At 67.9% G+C, this 18,266-nt stretch carries 17 protein-coding genes; 4 read left to right on the top strand and 13 right to left on the bottom strand.

Translation table 11 applies throughout. The features are described 5' to 3' along the window. Nucleotides 1–54: 54 nt before the first annotated feature. Complete coding sequence (locus tag F0U63_RS29240; protein WP_395834711.1) at nt 55–906, bottom strand: glycosyltransferase family 2 protein; 852 nt, start codon at nt 904–906, stop codon at nt 55–57. Between the two features lie 160 nt (nt 907–1,066). Then, on the bottom strand, nt 1,067–1,945 hold the full coding sequence (locus F0U63_RS29235) for a LysR family transcriptional regulator (RefSeq protein ID WP_395834709.1): 879 nt from the start codon (nt 1,943–1,945) through the stop codon (nt 1,067–1,069). 70 nt (nt 1,946–2,015) lie between these two features. Between F0U63_RS29235 and F0U63_RS29230 the strand changes: the two genes are divergently transcribed. Beyond that, entirely contained in the window at nt 2,016–2,732 is a 717-nt protein-coding gene (locus tag F0U63_RS29230; protein WP_395834707.1) for an SDR family oxidoreductase, read from the top strand. A 79-nt stretch (nt 2,733–2,811) separates the two neighbouring features. After that, a complete protein-coding gene (locus tag F0U63_RS29225) occupies nt 2,812–3,537 on the top strand; it encodes an SCE4755 family polysaccharide monooxygenase-like protein (RefSeq protein WP_395834705.1) in 726 nt (241 codons plus the stop codon). A gap of 52 nt (nt 3,538–3,589) precedes the next feature. On the opposite strand, the gene F0U63_RS29220 is transcribed toward F0U63_RS29225, so the two are convergent. Both F0U63_RS29220 and F0U63_RS29215 read right to left on the bottom strand, forming a co-directional pair. Next, the gene (locus F0U63_RS29220; RefSeq protein ID WP_395834703.1) at nt 3,590–4,219 is read right to left on the bottom strand and encodes a LysE family translocator; all 630 of its coding nucleotides are present in this window, start codon (nt 4,217–4,219) and stop codon (nt 3,590–3,592) included. Between the two features lie 46 nt (nt 4,220–4,265). Further along, nucleotides 4,266–4,805: a GNAT family N-acetyltransferase gene (locus F0U63_RS29215; protein ID WP_395834701.1), complete on the bottom strand. Its 540-nt coding sequence runs from the start codon at nt 4,803–4,805 to the stop codon at nt 4,266–4,268. 140 nt (nt 4,806–4,945) lie between these two features. Between F0U63_RS29215 and F0U63_RS29210 the strand changes: the two genes are divergently transcribed. Continuing rightward, the gene (locus F0U63_RS29210; protein ID WP_395834699.1) at nt 4,946–7,390 is read left to right on the top strand and encodes a glycosyl hydrolase 2 galactose-binding domain-containing protein; all 2,445 of its coding nucleotides are present in this window, start codon (nt 4,946–4,948) and stop codon (nt 7,388–7,390) included. On the opposite strand, the gene F0U63_RS29205 is transcribed toward F0U63_RS29210, so the two are convergent. The 8 genes from F0U63_RS29205 to F0U63_RS29170 all read right to left on the bottom strand — a co-directional run bounded on the left by F0U63_RS29205 (nt 7,366) and on the right by F0U63_RS29170 (nt 13,458). Next, nucleotides 7,366–8,358, bottom strand: a complete 993-nt coding sequence (locus F0U63_RS29205; RefSeq protein ID WP_395834697.1) for a hypothetical protein — start codon at nt 8,356–8,358, stop codon at nt 7,366–7,368. The genes F0U63_RS29210 and F0U63_RS29205 overlap by 25 nt on opposite strands. Nucleotides 8,359–8,374: 16 nt before the next feature. Then, on the bottom strand, nt 8,375–9,088 hold the full coding sequence (locus tag F0U63_RS29200) for a polysaccharide deacetylase family protein (RefSeq protein ID WP_395834695.1): 714 nt from the start codon (nt 9,086–9,088) through the stop codon (nt 8,375–8,377). A gap of 30 nt (nt 9,089–9,118) precedes the next feature. After that, a complete protein-coding gene (locus F0U63_RS29195) occupies nt 9,119–9,874 on the bottom strand; it encodes an amino acid ABC transporter ATP-binding protein (protein WP_395834693.1) in 756 nt (251 codons plus the stop codon). Next, nucleotides 9,871–10,569: an amino acid ABC transporter permease gene (locus tag F0U63_RS29190; RefSeq protein WP_395834691.1), complete on the bottom strand. Its 699-nt coding sequence runs from the start codon at nt 10,567–10,569 to the stop codon at nt 9,871–9,873. Before F0U63_RS29190 ends, F0U63_RS29195 begins: the two co-directional genes overlap by 4 nt. Beyond that, on the bottom strand, nt 10,569–11,264 hold the full coding sequence (locus F0U63_RS29185) for an amino acid ABC transporter permease (protein ID WP_395834689.1): 696 nt from the start codon (nt 11,262–11,264) through the stop codon (nt 10,569–10,571). Before F0U63_RS29185 ends, F0U63_RS29190 begins: the two co-directional genes overlap by 1 nt. 52 nt (nt 11,265–11,316) lie before the next feature. Further along, a complete protein-coding gene (locus F0U63_RS29180; RefSeq protein WP_395834687.1) occupies nt 11,317–12,150 on the bottom strand; it encodes an ABC transporter substrate-binding protein in 834 nt (277 codons plus the stop codon). A gap of 249 nt (nt 12,151–12,399) precedes the next feature. Continuing rightward, nucleotides 12,400–12,744 carry an antibiotic biosynthesis monooxygenase family protein gene (locus F0U63_RS29175; protein ID WP_395834685.1) on the bottom strand — a complete coding sequence of 115 codons (345 nt, stop codon included), beginning with the start codon at nt 12,742–12,744 and terminating at the stop codon, nt 12,400–12,402. A 141-nt stretch (nt 12,745–12,885) separates the two neighbouring features. Beyond that, nucleotides 12,886–13,458, bottom strand: a complete 573-nt coding sequence (locus F0U63_RS29170) for a CPCC family cysteine-rich protein (protein ID WP_395834683.1) — start codon at nt 13,456–13,458, stop codon at nt 12,886–12,888. A 354-nt stretch (nt 13,459–13,812) separates the two neighbouring features. Here F0U63_RS29170 and F0U63_RS29165 point away from each other — a divergent pair, with 354 nt between their 5' ends. After that, complete coding sequence (locus F0U63_RS29165) at nt 13,813–15,045, top strand: ADYC domain-containing protein (RefSeq protein ID WP_395834681.1); 1,233 nt, start codon at nt 13,813–13,815, stop codon at nt 15,043–15,045. On the opposite strand, the gene F0U63_RS29160 is transcribed toward F0U63_RS29165, so the two are convergent. Then, the gene (locus F0U63_RS29160; RefSeq protein WP_395834679.1) at nt 14,954–18,247 is read right to left on the bottom strand and encodes a protein kinase; all 3,294 of its coding nucleotides are present in this window, start codon (nt 18,245–18,247) and stop codon (nt 14,954–14,956) included. The genes F0U63_RS29165 and F0U63_RS29160 overlap by 92 nt on opposite strands. Nucleotides 18,248–18,266: the final 19 nt, after the last annotated feature.

Below are 18,266 nucleotides of genomic sequence, written 5' to 3'. Positions count from 1 at the left end.
ACCGAGCGTTGGCCTCTCTCCTTCTTCGCGCTCGTTCCTCGGCTCGGCCGTGCGTCACTTCGTGGAGGGCTCGGCCGTGCTGGCGGGCAGGGACTGTCCCTTCACCAGCGCGAACACCTCCTCGTAGCGCCCTTCGGCGAAGGCCCTTCTCAGTTCCGGGAAGCCTCCCTTCCTCAAGGCGCCGAGGTGGCGGTACTTGGCGGAGTGGTAGACGGACACGGCCCAGGCGAGCCGCAGCGCATCGAGTCCGCCGCGCCAGAGGGCGCCATGCACGAGGCAATCGCGGAGCAGATGCGCCGGACGTTGAAGGGCCGCGGGCTTGAGGCGCTTGCCCTCGGCGAAGGCGCGAACGGCCCACAACAAGGCATAGCGCTCTTCCTTCGCCTCCCGTCCCTGGAGGGACGTGGCGAAGCGGTGCTCGATGGGGGCATGCAGGCGAGGCGCGTGCATCCGGGGCAGTGCTTCATGGACGATCATTTCCGGACGCCACACCGCGGCATCCCCCCGGACCAGGCGCGCGCGCCACTCGGTGCGGTAGAGGAAGCGGTGCCCGTCCAATTCGGCCCAGTCCCGGCGGGGCAGGCGATACGCGGGGGCGGTCGGGGCGGAGCTCCGCCAGGCCCGAAGGGTCTGGAGGGCTTCGGGTTCCAGGTACTCGTCCGAGTCGAGATAGAAGACATAGTCATACGAGCCCAAGGCCTCCATGGCGGCGGTCCGGGCGGCTCCGTAGCCCCGCCATGGGCGCGACACGGAGCGGGCGCCCATCTTCCGTGCGAGTTCCACCGAGCCGTCCGTGGACTGGGAGTCGAGCGCCACCACCTCGTCGCAAACGGCGGACAGGCTCGCGAGACACCTCTCTAGGGTGTCACAGTTGTTTCCGTGAATGACATAGCCACCAAGTCTCATGAACCCTGTTTCTCCCGGCGAAACCCAGAGGCCCTGGCCGAGGGCCAGGAATGTGAACTCCGCCTGTCCGCCTCCACGGCTTCCTGACCGGGGCCCATGAGACCCTAGCGAGGCTTCCATGTCATCGCCTGAAGCGGCTCTGGCCGCGGCCGAGGCGGGGTCAGCCGTGCTTCATCACCCAGTCGAGCGCCATGCGCACCCGGGCGGGCAGTTGCCGCCGGGACGGGTACACCGCGAAGAGCTCGCGCGGCTCGACCGTGCGCCCGGTCAGGGTGAGCTGCACGAGCGCCTGGCCCTGTTGCTCGATGGCCTCTTTCGGAGCGCAGACGACCCCCAGCCCCTGCACCGCCGCGGCGATGGTCATCCGCGGATCGTTCACGCGGAGGCGCTCGCATGGCTGGAAATCCTCGACGGAACCATCCCGTCGGCGAAGGCGCCAGACACCGCCGGGCCGCCCGAGGATGGCGGGCACCGAGCCGAGCAACTCGCGATCGAGCTGGGTCCGGCCTTTGAGCGCCTGTTTCACGAACCGGGGCGATGCGGCGAGCGTGAAGGGGACCGACCAGACCCGCCGTGCCACCAGTTCCGCGTCGTGGATGGGCCCCACGCGGAAGGCCAGATCGAAGCCCTCCTCGATCAGGGACACCCTGGCGTTGGTGAGCTCGAGTTCCAGCGTCACGTGGGGGTGCCTGGCCGCGAAGGCGAACAGCGCCGGCGCGATGCGCTGTGAGCCTGTCATCACGGGCGCCGTGACCCGAAGCCGGCCCCTGGGCTCGTCCTCGCGCTCCATGCTCGTGTCGAGCACGGAGGTCAGCCCCTCGAGCAGCGGCCCGGCGCGCTCCAGCAGGCGTTCCCCCTCATGGGTCAGGCCGACACTCCGCGAGGTGCGCTGGATGAGGCGGGCACCCAGCGCTTCCTCCAGCTGAGCCACCCTGCGGCTCACCGTGCTGGTGGGGACTCCCGTGCGCCGCGCCGCCTCCACGAAGCTCGAGTGCCGCGCAACGGCCACGAAGAGCCGCAAGTCGTCCAAGGAGGTCATCCCATTCATGGGATGGAGCTTGCCACACCATCCCATGGCTGGCAGCGGGAGGGTGCGCTACTTCGAAGGCATGAACCTGAAAGATCAGCACGTCATCGTGGCAGGGGGATCGTCTGGAATCGGTCTTGGGGTGGCCAAGGCCAGCCTCGAGGCCGGAGCCTCGGTGACCCTGGTGGGCCGCTCCGCACAGCGGCTCGCCGCCGCCGCCGCCCAGCTCTCGGCGGCACACGGAGTACGTACCTTCGCCGCCGATCTCACCCAGGAGGAGCAGGCCCGGCGGCTCTTCGAGGAGTGTCCGCCCGCGCACCATGTCGTCGTCACGACGGTGGAGCCCTACTATCAACCTGTTCGTCAGCTCGAGCTGGACATGGCGCGCCGAAGCCTCGACTCCAAGCTGCTGGTGGCGCTCCACGTCGCCAAGCATGCACGGCTCGAGTCCCAAGGCTCGCTCCTCTTCACCGGAGGCATCGCGGCGGTGCGACCGGGGCCAGGGGGGTCGGTCGTCGCCGCGGCGAATGGCGCGCTCGTGTCACTCGTGAGGGCCCTGGCCCTCGAGCTCGCGCCCGTCCGGGTGAACCTGCTGTCTCCCGGCTGGGTCGACACGCCCGTGTGGGACAGCTTTGGCGAGGGCGTCAAACAGCAACGCTTCGAGCAGCATGTGCGCAGGCTCCCGGTCGGGCGCGTGGGAGTCCCCGCGGACATCGCCCACGCCGCGCTCTTCCTGATGGGCAACGGCTTCACCACGGGCGAGGTGCTGCACGTGGATGGTGGACACCGGCTCGTGTGAGCCCCCGCGACAAGGTTTTAGGGCCTGTCTCCGCCGCGCAGTAGGCTGCCGCCGCCCCTCGGGCCTGGAGAAAACCCCCATGAAACGACCCTCCCTGACTCCTTCCCTCATCACCGCGTCGGCGGCGCTCCTGCTCTCCGCCGCGCCGGCGCGCGCCCACTTCAGCATCCAGCAGCCGGCGAGCTGGGCGGCGCAGGATCGCCTCGGCAACCCGCAGAAGAGCGAGCCCTGCGGCCAGGCCGATCCCGGGCAGCCGGCCCAGCCCACCGGCGCGGTCACCACCTACCGCCCGGGACAGACGATCACCATCGACCTCACCGAGACGGTCTTCCACCCCGGCCACTACCGCGTCTCGATCGCCCAGGACATGAACTCGCTGCCCGCAGACCCGCCGGTCGTCCCCGGCGATACGCCGTGCGGCAGCACGACCATCAACGCAAATCCGACGCTGCCGCTCCTCGCCGACGGCCTGCTCGTGCACTCCTCGCCGTTGTCCGGTCCGCAGTCCGTCCAGGTCCAGCTGCCGCAGGACTTCACCTGTGACAAGTGCACGCTGCAGATCACCCAGTTCATGTCGAACCACGCGATCAACAACCCCGGCGGTTGCTACTACCACCACTGCGCCACCGTCACGATCGCTCCGCCCAGCGACGGCGGCACGGGCGGCGACGGCGGCACGCCGGGCGACGCGCCGGGCAGCAGCGGCGGTGGTTGTCAGCTCGGCGGCGTTTCCGGCACCGCGGCCGCGCCGGCCGCGGGCCTGCTCATGCTGGCGCTCGGGCTCCTCCGCCGCCGCCGCGCCTGAGCCTCACGTCAGCGCTCCGCGGGGGGTGCTCGAGCGGCCAGGAGGGGGGCGGCTACTTCCGCTCGAGCAGGGCGAGCCGCAGCCCCAGCCCCACGAACACCAGCCCCGTGGCGCGCTTGAAGTGGGTGGACGAGCCCACGCGGTGCTTCGTCCACCGGCCGGCCCCGCTCGACACGAGCGCCACCACCGTGTTCACCAGCGTGCCCGAGGCATTGAAGAGGAACCCGAGCAGGACGAGTTGCGCCGACACGGGGCCGCGCTTGGGGTCCACGAATTGAGGGAGGAAGGCGAGGAAGAACAGGGCCACCTTGGGGTTGAGCACGTTGGTGACGACGCCCTGGCGGAAGATGGCCCACAGACGGGCGCGCTCGACGGTGGGCGCGGCCATTCCGGTGTCGCGGCTGAGGAGCGCGCGCACGCCGAGGTAGAGCAGGTAGGCCGCGCCCGTGAGCTTCACCACCTCGAACGCGAGCGGCACGGCCATGAGCAGTCCCGAGAGCCCCGCGGCGATGGCGAAGGTGTGCACGAGGCATCCGGCCGCGATGCCCAGTGCCGAGACGATGCCCGCCTTGCGGCCCTCGCTCACGCTGCGGGCCACCACGTAGAGCATGTCGGGGCCGGGCGTCACGTTGAGCGCGAGCGTCGCGGCCAGGAAGAGCATCGAGGTCGTCAGGTCGAGCATGGCGAATCTGTATCACACGCCGTTGCACGCGCGGCCCCCCGCCTGCTCACCTGGCTCCGGGAACCCGCTCGAACATCAGCGTCGGCTCGCCCTTGTACGTGCCGCGTGCGAATTCGCGGAACCCGCACTTGTGCGCGAGCTTGAGGGAGGGCTCGTTCCCCGGGTCGATGATGCACACCACGCGCTCCGGACCGAACCTGCCGTCCACCCACCTCAGCGCCGCGCTCACCGCCTCCGTGGCGAAACCCTTTCCGTGCGCCCATGAAGACAGCGCCCAGCCCGCCTCCTTCGCCCCGTCGAACGAGGGGTCGGTCTCCCGCCGGAAGTCCGCGAGTCCCACCTCGCCGACGAACCGGCCCGTGCTCTTCTCGCGCACCACCCAGAACCCATACCCCATCACCGCCCAGTGGCCCACGTAGCGCAGCAACCGGGACCACGTCTCCTCGCGCGTGAACGGCCTGCCGCCGATGTACCGGGTCACCCGCGGGTCACTCCACATCTCGAACGCTTCCTCGAGGTTCTCGCGTCGCGGGCCGCGGAGCGTGAGGCGCTCGGTGTCGATGGCGGGAATGTCGATGGCGGACACGGGCTCCACTCCTTGGGGGTTGAACCCCTCCTACATTACTCGCGAAGCCGTTGCCTTTCCTCACTTGCCCTCGAGTGAATGGTCCTCGGGACCTTTCCGCGGCTCTGGCACACGAGGGCAGGGGATGCTCAGAATACAAAATGCCTGAATCCACCCAGATCGACCTTGGTGGCATCTGGTCGCTCGATGCCGAAGGCCAGCGGCCGGACCTCAAGATCACCCTGCCGGGCGACGTCCATTCCGCCCTGCGGGAGCAGGGCATCATCCCCGAGCCCTATTTCGGCAAGAACGAAGCCGAGGTGCAGTGGGTGGCGCACAAGGACTGGAGGCTCTCGCGTGGCTTCCGGCTGGACGCTTCCGATTTGGAGGGCCGCTGGTATCTCGACCTGGATTTCGTCGATACGGTCGCGACCATCCGCGTCAATGGCGAGAGGGTGCTGGAGGCCGACAACTGCTTCCGCCGCTACCGGCCCGACGTGTCGGAATTCCTCGTCGCGGGGGAGAACACGATCGAGGTTCTCTTGCATTCCCCCATCGAGGCCGGCAAGGCGGTCCATGATCGGCAGCCCTTCGAGGTGCCGTGGACCCGGAACTCGCCGATTCCATACGGAAACATGTTGCGCAAGCCGCAATGCCACTTCGGCTGGGACTGGAACATCGCGCTCGCGCCGCTCGGACTCTATGGCACGGTCAAGCTGCGCAAGCTGGACCCGGCGCGCATCGAATATCTCATGGTCAAGCAGCTCCATCGGGCGAACGGCTCGGTTGAACTCGATGTGGTCCTGACCCTCTTCGCCTTGGACCCTTGCGTGCTGCCAGTCGAATTCCAATTCGATGGCGAGAGGGTGCGGCTCGACTGCGGTGCGAATGCCGGCGAGACGGTGATCCACCAGCGCTTCGTCGTCGAGCGGCCGCGCCTCTGGTGGCCCGCCGGCAGCGGCAAGCAGGAACTCTACGAACTCGAGGTCACGATCCCTGGCGAGACCGTCGTCCGCCAGATTGGCATCCGCACGATAGAACTCATCACCGACAAGGACGAGGCAGGCGCCCGCTTTGCCTTCAGGGTCAACGGCCGCGAGATCTTCTGCAAGGGCGCGAACTGGATTCCGGCCGACGCGCTCTTCTCCAAGACGAGCCCCGAGAAGACCGAGGCGCTCCTGCGGTCGGCGGTCGACGCGAACATGAACATGATCCGCGTCTGGGGCGGAGGCTTCTACGAGCACGACTGGTTCTACGACATCTGCGACCGGCTGGGCCTGATGGTCTGGCAGGACTTCATGTTCGCCTGCAATCTCTATCCCTCGACGCCCGGATTCCTCGACAATGTCGCGGCCGAGGTGGACTACCAGGTGCGGCGGCTCTCGCATCACGCCTCGATCGCGCTCTGGTGCGGCGACAACGAACTCGTGGGCGCGCTCACCTGGTTCGAGGTCTCCCAGAAGAACCGCGATCGCTACCTCGTCTCCTACGACAGACTGAACCGGACGATCGAGGCCGCCGCGAAGAAGGCCCATCCGGAGATCATCTGGTGGCCATCGAGCCCGTCCTGCGGCTACCTCGACTTCGGCGATGCCTGGCATGCCGACGGCTCCGGCGACATGCATGTCTGGTCGGTCTGGCACGAAAACAAGTCGTTCGACCATTACCGCAAGGTCAAGCCGCGGTTCTGCTCGGAATTCGGCTTCCAGTCCTACACGTCGAACCTGCTGATCAGCTGGTTCGCCGAGAAGAAGGACCTCAACATCGCGTCTCCAGTGATGGAGGTGCACCAGAAGAACCCTGGCGGCAACGAGCGCATCGCGGGCACCATGTTCCGCTACTTCAGGTTCCCAAAGGATTTTGCGAATTTTGTCTATCTCTCGCAGATCCAGCAGGGTCTGGCGATCAAAACCGCCGTTGAGTCCTGGAGGTCGCTGAAGCCCCATTGCATGGGCACGATCATCTGGCAGCTCAACGACACCTGGCCGGTGGCTTCTTGGGCGAGCCTGGATTACGGCGGCAACTGGAAGGCCATGCATTATCTGGCACGGCGCTTCTTCGCGCCCGTCGGCATCTTCGCGATCCCGTCAGCCGACGGGAAGGTGATCGACATGGCCATGGTCAACGACACCTCCCAACCCACCGAGGTTTCGGCCGAGTTCTTCACCGTCTCGATGGATGGCCAACGCTCGCCGCTGACTACCGCGCACGGCACCTGCCGGCCGGATGCCGCCTCCACGCTGATTTCGCTGCCAGCCGGCAGCGTGCCCGAGGGGCACCTGCTCGTGTGGTCCTATTCGGCTTCGGACGGTTCGTCGGGCAGAGGGCACCACGTCAACGGCACCTACAAGCAGCTCGAACTGGAGCCGCCGGGGATCTCCGCCCGCACGGTCCGGAGCGCCGATGGCGGCTACGAGCTCACGCTTTCATCCAAGGGGCTGGCACTCTTCGTGATGATCGAGGCCAATACCGAGGGCCGGTTCTCCGACAATGCCTTCGATCTCACCGCGGGCGAAAGCCGGACCATTTTCTTCACGCCGGCAGAACAGGGGGCGGAAGCAGAATTCATCATCCGCGACCTCTACTCCTGCCAGGCGGTCGACTGAGCGTGCCGAGGGGTGGGAAGCGCATGACAGCGCGCGGCCCCGATGCGCGCCGCCTCGCCGATGCACACGCGACCCGGCTCGGGCCACGCGAGCCTTCCTCCCTCGGGTGAAGGCGTGACGTGGGGCGGAAGGCCCTCCTGCTCCAGGACGAGCCGACGCTCCTGGAGGCGCCAGGAGTAGCGCCGCCATGGGGTCTCGTCCTCCACGTCCCGGCAGGGCCGCTCCTCCTGCTCCAGTGCACAGGGCGTCGTGAGTTCGAGCCGCGTGCCATCTCTCGAGAACTGTGTCTGGACGTCACCTGGAGGGGAGAACTCGAAGCCCAGGACCGCGGCCCCGGAGTGGGTCAGACGGACGCTCCGCATGCCCTCCGCCTCCGAGAAGAGGGTCATCCATTGATCCGGGCCGGGGTCCACCTGGGTGAGCTCGACGAAGTCGCCCTCGGGACATCCTCCGGCGGGCCTCCATGCCCCGGTCGCGGAGTCGAAGACGTCGCAGGTGGGCGACGCCTCCGCCTCGAGCCGATGTTGGTAGAGCCACAGTTGCTCCTGGTCATCCCAGAACAGCAGTCGCGCCTGCCTCGGGGCGTCCTGGGGAAGCGGGGGAAGGGAGAAGGGTCCCCTCGGCGCCGAGTCCACCGGACCAAAGCTGAACTGGCGCGAGTCCCAGACAACGATCCGCGCGCCGCCTCGGGACAGGGAGATGCCCAGTTGCTCCGTGCCGCCGCCCTCGACGGGCCGGGACGTGGTGTAGGGGAGCGCCGTGTAACCGCCGCCTTCCGGATCCAACAGCCACTGGTTGTCGACCAGGAGGCGCGAGCCCCCGAGCACCCAGCGCAGTTCCGCGAGAGACTCGGAGGGGCTGGGGGTGGGCGCCACGAGCGGCGCGGGGGGACGGACGTCTTCCCGATGGCGGCACGCGGTGGCCAGGGCACCGAGCGCGAGGAGGGACAGCGAGCGGAGATTCACCATGGGGAGGGGCGGGCGCCTACGTCGTGGCGATGGGGCCGGTGTACTGCGACAGGAAGACCCTGCTCGCGTTGCTCGGAGGCGTGAGGGGCAGGGGACGGATGACGGCCAATTCCTTCAGCTTCTTGATGAGCGCCTTGAGGCCCTCGAGCTTCGCGCCCCGCCAGTGGCTGTCGTGCAGCAGGAGGATGCACTGGGAATGGGGAATCCGGGCATGGGAGGAGGACACCCCGGGGATGCCCTGCCAGTCCCGGTAGTTGACGTGGGCGAAGGTCTTGTTGGGCGCGAACTCCATGTGCCAGCCGAAGTGCGGCACCTTCTCCTGGGCGACGATGGCGCGGACGATGTCGTCGATGAAGCGGCCATCCCCGGGCAGGCGCGCCGCGCGGAAGCCGGGAAACACATCCTGGTGGTTCTTGAAGAGTGTCTCGAAGTCCTCGCGGTTCTCGCGGAAGTCCTTCTGCGGATCGCCGCGGTTCTTCTCGGCCAGGTAGTCCCGGCGCGAGGCGGGGTAGTGGTCGTCCCCGTGGTTGCCCAGGAGGTGGTTGCCCTCGATGGCCTTCTTGACCGCCCGGTACTGCGCGTCCTTGCCGAGCCCATTGCTCGCCGAGCAGAAGAAGAAGGTGGCGGGCACGCCGTTCTCCTTGAGTATCTCCAGGATGCTCTCGGTGCTGGGGTAGGGGCCGTCATCGAACGTCAGATAGATTTCGGGCTTGGGAGTGGTTGTGTCCATGGGCGTGAGTATAGGTCCGAGCCTCGTCCCTCAGGGGCTCGTGTCGGGCGTGCCCTGCCAGGGAGACAGGACGTCGGCCAGGAACTTCTGGGCGCGCGGGTGTTCCGGCCGGCTGAAGAAACGCTCCGGCGTGGTGCGCTCCAGGACGCGGCCCTCGTCCATGAACAGCACGCGGTTGCACACGTCCCGGGCGAAGCCCATCTCGTGCGTGACGACCACCATGGTCATGCCATCGCGCGCCAGCCCCTTCATCGTCTGCAACACCTCGCCGACCATCTCGGGGTCGAGCGCGCTGGTGGGCTCGTCGAACAGCATCACCGGCGGATTCATCGCGAGCGCCCGGGCGATCGCCACCCGCTGTTGCTGTCCTCCGGAGAGCTGCGCGGGGTAGGCGGAGGCCTTGTGCGCGAGCCCGACGCGGTTCAAGAGCGACATCGCCAGCTCGTGCGCCTCTTTCGGCGGGAGCTTGCGGATGCGGGTCGGCGCCAGCGTGCAGTTCTCCAGCGCGGTGAGGTGGGGGAACAGGTTGAACTGCTGGAAGACGAAGCCGATGCGGCTGCGCAGCGCGTTGACGTCGACGCCCTGGCCGTAGATGTCCTGGCCATCCAGCAGGATGCGGCCCTTCTGGATCGGCTCCAGCCGGTTGATCGTGCGGATCAGCGTGGACTTGCCGGAGCCACTGGGGCCGCACACGACCACCACCTCGCTCCGGGTGACCTCCTCGGTGATGTCGACCAGGGCGTGATAGTCGCCGTACCACTTGTTGACGTTCTCGAGCTTGATCATCGCGTTCCCGGGGATGAGGCGCCCGCGGCCAGCCGCCGCTCCAGCCAGAAGGCGAAGCGCGACAGACTGAAGCACAGCACGAAATAGGTGAGCCCCAGCAACAGATAGACCTCGGCCGGCCGGGTCAACAGCTGGGTGTTGATCTGGGTTGCGACGAAGGACACCTCGCCGAGGCTGATGATGTAGCCGAGCGAGGTCTCCTTGATGGTCGACACGAACTGGTTGACCAGCGAGGGCAGCATGTTGCGCAGCGCCTGCGGGAGGATCACCAGCCGCATGGCCCGCAGGTAGTCGAACCCGAGCGAGCGGGCGCTCTCCATCTGGCCCTTGGGGATGGCCTGGATGCCGGCGCGGATGATCTCCGCGAGGTAGGCACCGTCGAAGATCACCAGCGCCGCCAGCATGGTGTTGAACTGGTCGGTCATGTGCCCGGTGATTGTCGGGAGCAGGAAGTAGGCCCAGAACACCACCATCAGCAGCGGCGTGCCGCGCACCACGAACACCACGGCGGTCACTGGCCAGCGCAGGAGGCGGTAGGGCGAGAGGCGGCACAGCGCGAGCACGATGCCGACCGGGAGGGCGAGCACCAGGGCGAGCGCGGCCAGCACCAGCGTCAGCGCGAGGCCCCCGAGCGGACCGTCCGGATACTGTCCGATCAAGTAGTACAGCCAGTAGGTCTGGAGGATCTCCCACATCAGGCGCTCCGCACCGGATGGTGATGGTGGTACCAGGCGGAGACGCCGGTGATGGCGAGCGAGATCATCAGGTAGGCCCCGGTGGCGAAGGCAAAGGACTCGAAGCCGCGGAAGCTGGCGCTCTCCACCTGCTGGGCCTGGTACATCAGCTCGGCGACGCCGATCACCATGGCGATGCTGGTGTTCTTCCACAGGCTGAGCGTCTGGCTGATCAACGGGGGCACCGTCAGGCGCAGCGCCTGGGGGAGGATCACCAGCCGCATGGCGCCGAGGAAGCTGAAACCGAGCGCGCGACTGGCCTCCATCTGCTCCTTGGGAATCGAGCGGATGCCGCTCCGGATGTCCTCCGACATATAGGCGGCGGTGTACAGCACCAGTGCGATCACGGCGCTGGCGGCCTCGACATCGTGCTCGTACAGCCAGACCTTGAGCGGCTCTGGCAGCACCTCTGGCGCGCCGAAGTACCAGAACAGCATGTGCGCCAGGAGCGGCACGTTGCGGATCGCCTCGACGAACACCACGCCCACCGCACGCAGCACCGCGAGCGGCGCGAGCCTGAGCACCGCCACGAGCAGTGCGAGTGGCAGTGCGAACACCAGCGTGATCAACGCGAGCTTGATGGAGAGGACGAAGCCGCTCACGAGCCAGTCGTGGTACTGGCCGGACAGCAGCATCGAGACATCGAATGAGTTCATGGGCCGCTCGGGACGACGGCCCGCCCCGTCGGGGGCGGACCCTCCGCCGGGCTCAGTCGACCTTGTCGGTCTCGATCTTGAACGGGCGGCTCGGGAACTTCATCTTGGTGGCTGGGCCGAACCACCGGGTGAACAGCTTCTCGGCCTCACCCGAGGCTTCCAGGTCACGCAGCACCTTGTTCACCTGCTCCCGGAACGCGGACTCGCCCTTCTTCAGACCCAGCGCGAAGTGCTCGGTGGACAGGTTCTGGGGAAGGATGGCGTAGTCCTTGGCCACGGGGCCCAGCTTGGAGAAGTCGTCGATCAGCGAGGTCTCGTCGTTGACGTAGGCCACGCCCTTGCCCTGCTGCAGCGCGAGGAAGGCCTGCGGACTGTTGTCGAAGGAGACGATGACGGCCGTCGGCACCGCCTTCTTGATGCTCTGCTCCATGGTGGAGCCCTTGACCGTCAGCACCTTCTTGCCGGCGAGCTGCTCCAACTGGGTGATGCCGCTCTGCTTCTTCACCATGACCTTCTGCCCGGTGATGAAGGTGGACAGCGAGAAGTCGATCAGCGCCTCGCGCTCCTTGTTGTGGGTGAGCGAGGCGGCCAGCAGATCGACGCGGCCCTGCTGCAGCTCGGGGATGCGCGCGGACACCGCCAGTTGCTTGAGGGTGCTCTTCACGCCCAGGTTCTTGGCCACCGCGTTGCACAGGTCCACGTCGTAGCCGACGATCGCGCGGCTGGCGGGATCCTGGATGAAGCTGAAAGGCTCATCGGTACCGAGCACGCCACAAGTCAGCTCGCCCTTCTTCTTGATGTCCTGCAACTGGTCGGCGTGAGCCGGCGACAACGGAACCAGCGAGAGGGTACCTGCCACCAGCAACATCAAACGCTTCAGCATCATGGACATCTCCTTCGGGCCGAAGGCGCCGCACGAGGGGGGAGCGGCACGAGTAGGGGGAGGCGCAGCCTAGCCTGGGGCAGTGGAAAGCCCAACAGGCAAGGCGATCGTCGATGCGGGGGGAGGGCGGTCCGCACCGTTGCACCGGGGCGAAGTGCCGCTGTCACCGCACCTGAGCGGGGGCGTGGAGCTCCTCGTGCACGTGGTCGCGCGAGGCCACCGCCACCCAGTCCACCCAGTACCAGGGCGGACTCATGGTGCACTTCGCGCGTGCGTGGAGACCACCTCGTAGAGGTGTGGCTCGAACTTCTCCACCAGCGCCGCCGCGGCCCGCATGTGCGTCTGCGCCTTCGGGTCGCGCAGCATGGCCTCGAAGTGCTCGCGGCTCGCCCACTGCGCGTAGTTGGCCACCCGGGTGCCCTCCTGGTTGCGGTGGAGGTTCGCCGAGATGAACCCCGGCAGGTGCCGCATCACCTCCTGCGTTGCCTCCTCCAGCAGCTTCACCAGCTCGGCCTGCCGCTCGGGCGCCACGGTGAAGACGTTGATGAGGGTGCACACCTCATTGCCGGGAACGATGCGCGTCGTGGTTTCTTCCATGTGATTAGGCTCCTAACTACCAGGGTAAAAAAGGGGCTCAGGGCTCGCGTACGTGAGGGATGCCGGCGGCGACCTTCGTGAGCAGGGCCTTGAGCTGCTGGCGCTCCTCGGCGGACAGGCCGCTCATCAGGTCTGAGGGCTCTACCGTGGGAAGCGCTCGTACTTGTGGAGGCGGTCGGGATCGCCGGAGCGGAGGTCCTCCTCACGCTGGTGCTCGTACTGCCTCCGGTACTCCGCGCGCGTCATGTGGTTGGGCGCGCTGAAGCGCGCCAGTTGCTCGGGCCCGTCATCGAAGGACTCCTCACCACCATCATCCTCCCACGAGCAGACGGGACACACGTCGTACTCCCCACGCCACTCGAACGTGCGAAAGCCGCAGCAGGGGCAGGGCTCGGCGGCCGCGGGGGTACCCTCGACACGGTCTACTTCGACTCCCAGCGCTCGGGCCTCCACGAGCAGCGCCTCGTTGCGCACCAGCTTGCGTGCCTCTTCCTCGGCGATCTCGAAGAAGGTGTCATAGGTCGAGCGCCACAGCTTCGGCGGAGAGCCCGGGCGATGGAGCATCTCCTGGCGGACCGACGCGGGCAGCCGCCACCAGTCTGGCGAGTCCTCGTCCCAGCCCCAGTATTCGTACAGCCCCGATAGCTTCTCGTGCGGAGCGCGGCGGGCCACCACCTCCCGGGCAATGAGCCGGACGAGCTGTTCACGTCGCACTGGAACCCCTCCGCGGCGATGCGAGCCCGCGCTCAGTCCTGCTGACGCGGGGAGTGGTAGTCCTCCGTCCCCAGGTCCGCCAGCGGAACATAAGACGGAGAGGGGGCTGGCACATGGCACAGCTCACGGTGCCACCCGGCTGTGCCAGGGGAGGCACTCGGGAGCGCTCCCGGCATCGGGAAGAACGGCCCCCATTGGCCATCCTCCCGGAATCCTTCGAGGCGGCTGGGCCTCCTCTCTCCACGCGCCGTGGTCGCGCTTTCGGCATGGTTCCTGAATGGATGATGATTCGGCGGCTGGGGCGTTGTACGCGCCCACTGAACGCAGACCATCCGTTACCCCGGGGGAATAGACGTGAACATCGCGACGAAGAGCAACTCCATGAAGCCCGGGTCCGGGCTGCTGGCGGCGACCTTGAGCAGCCTCGTGGCCGTCGCGATGGGAGCGGGCTGCGGCGAAGGACTCGTGGAGCAGGAGCCCCTGGCCCTGCGAACGGCATCGAGGGGGGTGGATGAAGTCTGTACCACCGGCACCTGCGACAACCCCACCAACGGCCAGGGCATCTATGTCTCCCAGGGCTCGGGCTACTGCATCCGCATGAGGGGAGAGCCGAACGTCTTCTGCCCGGAGTCCTTCGACAATCTCGCAGGTGGTGGCATGGTGCTGAGCGGACAGCGCGTCTATGTCGACCAAGGCTTCCCGGCCCAGCCGCACGCCATCGCTCTGAAGGCGGGGGGGTGGTTGGACGGACAGCCCGTCTTCGTGGCCAGTGTTTACGCCAAGGAAGGGGGCCTCATCGTCACCGTGCGCGATGACACCAAGGAGCGGTCTTTGTCAGGGGGTGAGCTGGAAAGTCTGGAGTTCGAGTTCCCCCAAGAGGCGCCCCAGTTCCGGCTGAAACTGCGCCTCGGCAGCGTGGACAACGGCATCCAGCTCTACAAGGCGGACTACGCTCTGGGCGGCAAGAATGTCTGGCAGCCCTACTGCGACGATGACGTAGGGCTGGCCGCGTTCCTTCCCGGCAACCGCGTCCACAGTGTGAGTGCCAGGGTCACGGAGGCCGCGGAGACGACCACCATGGCCTGCCGTACCGGCGCCATCACCACGTGCATGCTCTGGGGCTACCAGCCCTGGACGGAAGAAGGCGCGCAGCGGGACGAGGCCAACATCCTTTATGGCTCCTGTCTGCAGGCAAAGCGCGCCGCCTATTTCGTCGGAAGTGGGGACTTCAAGAGCTACACCGTGGGCGGCACCCCCCTCGCCGTCCAGGACAAGTACGAGATCATGAATGCCGTCATGCCTGGGGTTGAAGCCGTCTGGAGCCCCGATGGGGCGGTCTGCCTGAGCCCGCGGTTCCGCCGGATCCCTCCCCTCGGAGCAGACCCACTCCCCGCGCTTCCCGCCTCACACGAGCTGCCGGAGTGCGACCCCGCTCTGCACAGCGCCGCGAGTCAGGGACAGCTGTCGAAATTGCTCCAGACCAGCGCGCCGCTCGTCACGGGGCCGAGGAACGCGCAGGTCTCCGGGCAAGCCGCGCCTCCACTTCAGCCAGGTAGGGTTCATACTCCCAGCGCAGGAATGGATTGAGTTCGAGGGCCCGTTGGAGCGCGGCCTGGGCCTGCTGAAGGGTGTCGAGACGCTCCGTCCCTTCGGGCACCCGCCGCACCTGGACCAGGAGCAGTCCCCCTCGGATGGCGTGGACGTGCGCCAGCCCTGGATGGAGCCGAAGCGCCAGCTCCACCTGCTTCAGCCCCTCGGCCACGGCCGGGAGCGACGGGCCCGGTGCGGCGGTCTCCGCCAGGTGCCAATACACGCGAGCCAGCTCCTGGTGGGTCTCGTAGTAGGGATACAGCTCCACCGCGCGTCGCGCCTCCGTGAGCGCCTTCTGGAGCAGCGGCGATCCGGAGCCGCCGCGCCGCCGCGCCCACGCCGCCGCCGTCAGCTCCAGCCGGGCGCTCTCGATGCGGCAGGCGACGCAGCCCGCATCGGACTGGAGGGCCCGCGCCAGGGCCCGCCGCCCCTGGTCGAGCGCGGCACCGGGATCACCCCCCTCGCGCAGGGTGTGGGTGGCCTCCAGGGAGAAGCATGTCGCCCGGTAGAGGTGGGTTCGCCGATAGTCCGGGTTGGTACGCGAGGAGCGTTCGAGCAACCGCAGCGCCCTGTCGAGCGCCGGGCGCGGATCCTGGCCCACCGCGAGCAGGTAGCGCGCGGAGGCCAGCTCCGCCATGGAGCCCTCCGTCATCGCCCAGTAGTAGTTCGGGTCGAGGGAGAGGCTCTGCTCCATGGCCTCGAGCGCCGCCTTCACCTCCGTCTCGGGGTTGAGCCCTCGCGAGAGGGTGTACGCCGCCAGCGCGTTGTGCGCGGAGCTCAGGTTCGCGTGCGCGTAGAGGTATTTCGGATCGACTCGCACGGCCTGCTCGAAGCGGCGGACCGCCGCCTGGTACGCGGGGCGCGGATCCTGGCCGTGCTCCCACAGGTAGGAGCCTTGGGAGAGGTGGATGACGCCCAGATCATTGAGCGCCCATGGATGGTTGGGCTGGAGCTCGAGCGCTCGGCCCAACCGGGCGATGGCCTCGTTCCACGAGGCGCCGGGATCCTGGCCGTTGCGTGCCTCGTGCTCTCCGCGCTTGAAGTAGCCGATTCCCAGTGCGTCGTGGGCGGACACATCCCGGGGATTCAACTCCACGGCGCGCAGGCCCGAGGCAATCCACTCCTCCAGGAGAGGCCTCGCCTCCCGGGCCTCGAGCCGATGGAAGTTCGCCCGAAAGCGGCGCATCAGGGCGTAGGCTTTCTGGGTGTACCCCTCCGAGCGCAGCGGCGCCGCCTGGAGGGCCTTCTCGCTCGCCGCCAGCGCACGCTCCAGCGCCAGCTCCTGCGACTTGCCCTGCTTCTCATCGAACTCCGACTGCCGCAGCCACACCTCCGCCAGGGACTCATGGTTCAGCGCGTCACTGCGCCCCAGCTCGAGGGCTTGCTCGTAGCGCTTCGTCGCGTCCTGGAGCCCGGCGCTCGCCGCGTCGTAGCTGAGCTCGAGCCGCTCCACCGCCTGGGCCCGGGCCACGTCTCCCGCGAGCTTCCAGGCCTCCGGCATCCAGGGCGCCTCCTGGGAGGCTTGGGCCGCGGCCCTGGCCGCCACGTCGTACTCCCCGCGGTAGAAAGCAATGAGTCCTTCGAGGTAGCGGGGAGACTCCAGCTCGATGCCCTGGCTGCGCTCGAGCGACCGCAGCGCGGGCTCGAGGTACTGCGTCTCGAGCTCCCGCCGCCGCTGTTCCAGCCAGTCCCCACCGCCTCGGTGCCGCGCGTCCTCGAGCGCCCGGTGGTACAGCTCCCCGAGCACCCGGCCCAGCGCGTAGTGCAGCTCCGGTGAGTCGAGCCCCAGTTGCCGCGCGCGGAGCAGCTCCGCGTGGGCCTGCTCGAACTCGTGCAGCGCCAGGTGGCCACGTCCCACGGCATAGTGGGCGAGCGCTTCGCCCGAGGAGCCCAGGTCATCGCTCCGCCGGGTGGCGATTCGCGTCATGCGCTCGCGCACGAGCTGTTGCTCCCGGCCCGTGTCATGCAGTGGCATCGCGTAGGACAGACGCAAGAACCACTCGATCTCCTTGACCTCCTGCCCGAGCTGCTCGGCCAGCCGAGCGCGCTCCTCGGAGTGCTGCTGGGTGCGCCGGGCCTCCAGCCACGTCCGCGCGCCGAAGGTGGCGAGGATCAGGATGATCGCCAGGGACGCCGCCGAGACTCCCACCAGGACGCGGTGCTTGCGCGCGAGCCTTCGGAGCCGGTACGTCAGGCTCGGCCGCCGCCCGAGGATGGGCTCGCCGTCGATGTAGCGCGAGAGATCCTCGGCCAGCGCGCGAGCGGACGGGTAGCGCTGGTGGGGCTCCTTGCTCAGGCACTTGAGGACGATGATCTCCAGATCCCGCTCGATCTGGGGCACGCGCGTGTGCAGCGACGGCGGCTCCTCATGCAGCACCTTGGCCAGCGTGCCCATGAGCGTGGCGTCGGTGAAGGGCGCCGTGCCCGCCAGCAGCTCGTAGAGCGTGGCACCGAGGCTGTAGACATCCGTGCGGCGATCGATGCTGCCCAGCTCGCCACGCGCCTGCTCGGGCGCCATGTACGAGGGCGTGCCCATCAGCGCGCCAGCCAGGGTGAGCCCATGGCCGTGGCTGGCGTCGTACGCCAGACCAAAGTCCATGACGATCGGGAAGTAGCGCCCGTTCTCGGTGCGCTCGACCATGATGTTGGTGGGCTTCAGATCGCGGTGGATGACGCCCTGCCGGTGGGCCTCGTGGATCGCCGTGGCGACCTCCTGCATGGCCCGCACCTTCTCCTGCTGGGTCATGCGGGTGGCCACCTGGTCCAGCCGCTGGCCCTCCACGAACTGCATGGCGATGTACGCCTTCCCCTGGACGTCGCCGACCTCGTACACCTTGCAGACATTCGGGTGATCGATGCGGGCTTGCGCGCGGGCCTCCTGAAGGAAGCGCATGACCAGCTCGGGATCGGAGCCGCGGATGAACTTGAGCGCGACGGTGCGGCCCAGGCGGCGATCCCGGGCCTTGTAGACCTCGCCCATGCCGCCACGGCCGAGCAGCTCGAGGACGTCGTAGCGCTCCCAGCTCGAGACCGGGAACCCCTCGCTCACGCCGGGGCCGGGAGCCGGCGCCGCGAGGGCCGCCGGGGTCTCACCGGGCATCGTCGGGAGCTCCACCTGCGCGGGGACGGAGGGCTTCTCCGGGACGCGGTTCGAGTCGGGGACCGGTTCTTCAAGAGGCTCCGGCAGGTCCTTCTCCACGTGCACCTCCAGGGTCGTG

Origin of the sequence: Cystobacter fuscus (assembly GCF_044360685.1) — a bacterium.
Classification (GTDB): domain Bacteria; phylum Myxococcota; class Myxococcia; order Myxococcales; family Myxococcaceae; genus Cystobacter; species Cystobacter fuscus_C.
Note: the sequence above shows the minus strand (reverse complement) of the source record. Positions and strands in the feature narration are given on the sequence as shown.

Coding starts and splice junctions, on each gene's coding strand:
- F0U63_RS29240 (WP_395834711.1), bottom strand. CDS start 906: ATGAGACTTGGTGGCTATGTCATTCACGGAAACAACTGTGACACCCTA.
- F0U63_RS29235 (WP_395834709.1), bottom strand. CDS start 1,945: ATGACCTCCTTGGACGACTTGCGGCTCTTCGTGGCCGTTGCGCGGCAC.
- F0U63_RS29230 (WP_395834707.1), top strand. CDS start 2,016: ATGAACCTGAAAGATCAGCACGTCATCGTGGCAGGGGGATCGTCTGGA.
- F0U63_RS29225 (WP_395834705.1), top strand. CDS start 2,812: ATGAAACGACCCTCCCTGACTCCTTCCCTCATCACCGCGTCGGCGGCG.
- F0U63_RS29220 (WP_395834703.1), bottom strand. CDS start 4,219: ATGCTCGACCTGACGACCTCGATGCTCTTCCTGGCCGCGACGCTCGCG.
- F0U63_RS29210 (WP_395834699.1), top strand. CDS start 4,946: ATGCCTGAATCCACCCAGATCGACCTTGGTGGCATCTGGTCGCTCGAT.
- F0U63_RS29205 (WP_395834697.1), bottom strand. CDS start 8,358: ATGGTGAATCTCCGCTCGCTGTCCCTCCTCGCGCTCGGTGCCCTGGCC.
- F0U63_RS29200 (WP_395834695.1), bottom strand. CDS start 9,088: ATGGACACAACCACTCCCAAGCCCGAAATCTATCTGACGTTCGATGAC.
- F0U63_RS29195 (WP_395834693.1), bottom strand. CDS start 9,874: ATGATCAAGCTCGAGAACGTCAACAAGTGGTACGGCGACTATCACGCC.
- F0U63_RS29190 (WP_395834691.1), bottom strand. CDS start 10,569: ATGTGGGAGATCCTCCAGACCTACTGGCTGTACTACTTGATCGGACAG.
- F0U63_RS29185 (WP_395834689.1), bottom strand. CDS start 11,264: ATGAACTCATTCGATGTCTCGATGCTGCTGTCCGGCCAGTACCACGAC.
- F0U63_RS29180 (WP_395834687.1), bottom strand. CDS start 12,150: ATGATGCTGAAGCGTTTGATGTTGCTGGTGGCAGGTACCCTCTCGCTG.
- F0U63_RS29175 (WP_395834685.1), bottom strand. CDS start 12,744: ATGGAAGAAACCACGACGCGCATCGTTCCCGGCAATGAGGTGTGCACC.